General features: G+C 74.5%; 5 protein-coding genes and 1 pseudogene. 4 read left to right on the forward strand and 2 right to left on the reverse strand.

Translation table 11 applies throughout. The annotated features are described in order from the left end of the window. The coding region (locus PSR1_RS21990; RefSeq protein WP_160309050.1) for a PD-(D/E)XK nuclease family protein at positions 1-792 on the forward strand (792 nt) is incomplete at its 5' end. Positions 793-813: 21 nt separating this feature from the next. Here PSR1_RS21990 and PSR1_RS24725 read toward each other — a convergent pair. Then, positions 814-991 (reverse strand): annotated as a pseudogene (locus tag PSR1_RS24725) (HNH endonuclease); the annotation flags it as partial. A gap of 101 nt (positions 992-1092) precedes the next feature. Further along, positions 1093-1392, reverse strand: a complete 300-nt coding sequence (locus PSR1_RS21995) for a DUF2795 domain-containing protein (protein ID WP_059439474.1) — start codon at positions 1390-1392, stop codon at positions 1093-1095. Positions 1393-1577: 185 nt separating this feature from the next. On the opposite strand from PSR1_RS21995, the gene PSR1_RS22000 reads away from it, so the two are divergent. The 3 genes from PSR1_RS22000 to PSR1_RS22010 all read left to right on the forward strand — a co-directional run bounded on the left by PSR1_RS22000 (position 1578) and on the right by PSR1_RS22010 (position 4270). Next, positions 1578-2507 carry a class I fructose-bisphosphate aldolase gene (locus tag PSR1_RS22000; RefSeq protein WP_012525398.1) on the forward strand — a complete coding sequence of 310 codons (930 nt, stop codon included), beginning with the start codon at positions 1578-1580 and terminating at the stop codon, positions 2505-2507. Positions 2508-2860: 353 nt separating this feature from the next. Continuing rightward, positions 2861-3379 carry a DUF507 family protein gene (locus PSR1_RS22005; RefSeq protein WP_011421561.1) on the forward strand — a complete coding sequence of 173 codons (519 nt, stop codon included), beginning with the start codon at positions 2861-2863 and terminating at the stop codon, positions 3377-3379. 138 nt (positions 3380-3517) lie between these two features. After that, entirely contained in the window at positions 3518-4270 is a 753-nt protein-coding gene (locus PSR1_RS22010; protein WP_059439475.1) for a hypothetical protein, read from the forward strand. The last annotated feature ends 2 nt before the right edge of the window (positions 4271-4272 follow it).

Below are 4272 nucleotides of genomic sequence, written 5' to 3' on the forward strand. Positions count from 1 at the left end.
GTCCGCGCCGCCGTCACCGAGCTGGCGGAGTACGCTCGCTGCGCGCGCCGCCACCTGCTCGGCCGCGTGCTCGGGATCCCCGAGCCGCGCGGCGCCCCCGGCGTGCCGCCCGGCGACGACCCCGGCCGCGCCACCGCGCGCGGCACGCTCGCGCACGCCATGCTGGCCGAGACCGATCTCGGCGCGCCGCCGCTCGAGCGCCGGGCCCAGCTCGCCGCCGCCGCCGCGCGCCGCGGCTACGACCCCGCCGGCCCCGGCGTGCGCCGGATCCTGCTGGAGGTGGCGCGGTTCGCCGAGTCGCCCGGCGGGCGCGAGCTGGCGCTCGCCGCGCGCGAGGGGCGGCTCTCGCGCGAGGTCCCGTTCCTGCTGCGCCTCGGCCCCGGCGACGGCGCGCCGCCCGTGTACCTCGTCGGCGCGCTCGACGCGCTGGTGCAGGAGCGGCGCGGCGGCGGGCTCACCGTGGTGGACTACAAGTACGCGACGCCGAGGGCCGGCGCCGCGGAGCGCTACCGGCTGCAGCTGCTCGCGTACGTGCTCGCCGCCGCCCGCGCCCACCCCGGCGCCCGCGTCCGCGCCCGCCTGCAGTTCCTGCGCGGCGACCACCGGACCGTGGACGTGACCCCCAGCTCGAGGGAGCTGGAGCGCTTCGAGCAGGAGGCCCCGCGCCTCGCCGCCGAGGCCCGCAAGGGCGCCGAGCCGTCCCCCGCCGAGCTCGGTCGCGACGAGGCCCGCTGCCGCGCCGAGGGCTGCGGGTACGTCCCGCGCTGCTTCCCGCGCCGGCACGGAGCCTGAGCGAACGGTTGCGGTCCGTGAGCGGACGCTCCTCCGCGGCGTGGCGGCCCGCGCGCGATCGGCGGGGAGCAGTTCCAGCGCCGACTCGAGGACGTTCTCGCGTGGTGCCCGGCATGGCATGCGAGAGCGCGTCGCGGGCCGCGCCGAGCTTCGTCAGGAACGCCTTCGAGACGGTGAGGTGCATGCGTGCCGAATCACCGCGTCAGCGGGCGCGCGAGGTCACGGGCCCCGCGGAGCGGGGTGGGGCCCCGCGGCCCCTTCGACAGGCTCAGGGTCCGTGGGGCGGGGCGCAGCCCCGTTCTACGGATGCCGGGTCGGATTGGCGCCCGTCTCCACCGCCTCCTTCCCCAGGTCCTCCCGGTGCCGCACGTCCGTCCGGTGCATCCCGAAGCGCGCGCTCCCCTCGCCGAACTCCCGGAGCACGTCCGACGGGCTCGTGTACGTCCGGTCGGGCAGCGACCGCAGGAAGTTGATGGCGTCCGCCGGCGCGCCGGCCTCGGCCGCCGCCGACGCCAGCTCGTCGCGCGTGATCGGGTACTCGACCTCCGACAGGATCGCCGAGGGGCTCCGCTCCGGACGCTCTCCCACTCCACGGGCCATGGTTGCCTTCCTTTCGGGTGGACCAGGAGAACCTGCGCAGCCCGCGAGGAGAGGGCGAGGCGCGGCCCGGCGGCCGCCGGCTTTTCCCCTTGCCTCGTTCGGGCACGGGTCCGTAGATTGCGGGCGAAATTCAGGCACCGCCCCCGAGCCACCGACACCGCCAACCGAAATCGCTGGAGAGAGAGATGCCCGAGCACACGACCGAGCGCGTGAAGCAGATCCTGTCCTGGTACGGATCGGACAACCCCGGGACGCTGGCGAACCTGCACCGCATGCTCATGCACGGCAAGCTGGGCGGCACCGGCAAGATGGTGATCCTGCCGGTGGACCAGGGCTTCGAGCACGGGCCGGCGCGGTCGTTCGCGAAGAACCCCGACGGCTACGATCCCGACTACCACTTCCAGCTCGCCATCGACGCGGGCTGCAACGCCTACGCGGCCCCGCTCGGCTTCATCGAGGCGGGCGCGGCGAAGTTCGCGGGCCAGATCCCGCTCATCCTCAAGCTCAACAACTCCGACTCGCTGTCGAAGATGGGCGGCGCGCCCTGCTCGGCGGTGACCGCCTCCGTGAAGGAGGCCGTCCGGCTGGGCTGCTCCGCGGTCGGCTTCACCATCTACCCGGCCTCCGACGCGCGGAACACGCAGCTCGAGGAGCTCCGCGAGATCACCCAGGAGGCGAAGTCGATGGGCCTCGCGGTGGTGGTGTGGAGCTACCCGCGCGGCTCCGGCGTCTCCAAGGACGGCGAGACCGCGGTGGACATCAGCGCGTACGCCGCGCAGATCGCCGCGCAGATGGGCGCCCACGTCATCAAGGTGAAGCCGCCCAAGGACCTGGTCGAGCTGGACGCGGCCAAGAAGGTCTACGAGGAGCAGAAGATCCCCACGAAGACGCTGGCCGAGCGCGTGCGCCACGTGGTGCAGAGCGCGTTCAACGGCAAGCGCATCGTGATCTTCTCGGGCGGCGAGGCGAAGGGCACCGACGCGGTGCTCGAGGAGATCCGCGGCCTGAAGGAGGGCGGCGCGTTCGGCTCGATCATGGGCCGCAACGCGTTCCAGCGCCCGAAGGCCGAGGCGCTGAAGCTGCTGTCCGAGGTGATGAAGATCTACGCCAGCTAGCGTCGCACGCGCCGGCGCGGGTCCAGGGGGCGGCGCCGCCGGGCGCCGCCCTCGCCGTTTCCGGGGAGGCGCCGCGCGGCGTTCCGCCCGAGGGCGGCCGCCGCCGCGGCGCCGGCGCGCGCGCCGATCGCCCGCCTGCCGTACGTAACGTGAACTCGTCGGGCCCGCGCGGGGCCGGGCCCACGGGGGCCGATGCGCGCCCGTCCCGCGGCATGGAACATGCCAGAAGCCGCTGTTTTCTCTTGCCTATGAAGGCAGGCGGGGTTTATACGGCTTTACCTTTTGTTTCGCGGTCTTCGCACCGGCATCCGGCCCGCGGCGCGGACCGCGGCGTCGAGGCAAGGACACACTCCATGCGGCTTTACCCGAAGGTCATCCCGACGATCGCCCGCGAGGTCGTACAGACCCTCATGCAGGACGGCGACGTGGAGGTGGAGACCCTGCGCATCGCCGACGCCGAGATGGACATGGCGGCGATCATGAAGGAGTACCTCGCCGCGGAGGAGCGGGTGAACGCCGCCACGCGCGAGGCGCTGGAGCGCCGCGGCTACGATCACTCCCGGTTCAACCAGGTGAAGCGCGAGATGGCGGACGTCCGCGGCTTCAAGATGGGCGACGAGGGGATCGAGTACGTCATCGGACAGATGATCGAGTTCCTGCTCATCTCCCGGAACGTGGAGGAGGTCTTCTCCGAGGACCACGTCCTCCGCAAGAAGGTCTTCAACATCTTCAAGAAGCACCTCGACGTGGACGAGGAGATCGACCGCGAGGCGCGCGCCCGGCTGAAGCACCTGCAGGAGGGCACGGCCGCCTGGGACATCGAGTACCAGAAGACGGTCGAGCTGCTCCGCCGCTCGCGCGGGCTCATCTAGCCCGCCGGCTCCAGCCCGCGTCACCCACGGCCCGCCCACGGCGGGCCGTCGCGTGTCCGGACCCCGGCGGCGCCGCCGGAAAGTTGACCTTCGATATCGCCCGATTACCGTGGACCCTCGGTGCGGAGGGTGGCGGCGATGGCGCGGGCGGATCGGTTCTACCGTGGGGTCCGCGGGAGCGCGGCGCTCGCCACGCGCCCGCTCGACGCCGGCGCGGTCGGCGCCGAGGCGCTCGAGCCCGGCGAGATGCGCCGCCTGCCGTTCGAGGGCGAGCTGCTCGGCGCCGCCCGGGTGCGCGCCGGCTTCGTCGCCATCCCGCTCGACGCGTTCGACGCGGCGGCCACCGCGCTGGAGGCCGAGGAGCAGGCCGCGTACCTGCACCTGCTGCGGCTCTCGTTCGGCGAGGGGCGCAACTGGTGCCGCGCCGCCAAGCGCGACCTCATGGCGCGGCTGCGCCTGTCCGAGCGCCGGCTGCTGCGCGTCCTCGACGCCCTGGTGGAGCAGCGCTTCGCGCGCCCGCTCCACCGCGACAACCGCGGCACGCTCTGGCGCGTGTACCTGCCGCGCGAGGCGGCCGGCCGGGCGCCGGGGGACGAGGTGCTGCTCGGCCGCGCCATGCCCGCCGCGCTCCCGGTCCGGGCGCCCGACGTCCCCGCGCCCGCCGCCCGCGCATCCGCCGCGCCGCCGCCGCCCGCCGCCGCCGGGCCGGAGGCCGCGCTCGCCTGCGCGCTCCGCGACGCCCGCGGCGAGGAGGGGCCGGACGCGCTGGGCCGTGCCCTCCGCGACGTGCGCGACCTGCTCGCCGAGGGGCAGAGCGCCTCGCGCATCGCGGCCGCCATCGAGACCGTCCGACGCCGCGCCGCGCGCGCGGCGCAGAAAGGCCAGCCATGAGC

It is taken from the genome of Anaeromyxobacter sp. PSR-1 (genome assembly GCF_000964525.1).
GTDB lineage: Bacteria > Myxococcota > Myxococcia > Myxococcales > Anaeromyxobacteraceae > Anaeromyxobacter.

Bases quoted from the DNA above. Each gene is read 5' to 3' on its own strand.
- PSR1_RS21995 (WP_059439474.1), bottom strand. From the start codon at position 1,392: ATGGCCCGTGGAGTGGGAGAGCGTCCGGAGCGGAGCCCCTCGGCGATC.
- PSR1_RS22000 (WP_012525398.1), top strand. From the start codon at position 1,578: ATGCCCGAGCACACGACCGAGCGCGTGAAGCAGATCCTGTCCTGGTAC.
- PSR1_RS22005 (WP_011421561.1), top strand. From the start codon at position 2,861: ATGCGGCTTTACCCGAAGGTCATCCCGACGATCGCCCGCGAGGTCGTA.
- PSR1_RS22010 (WP_059439475.1), top strand. From the start codon at position 3,518: ATGGCGCGGGCGGATCGGTTCTACCGTGGGGTCCGCGGGAGCGCGGCG.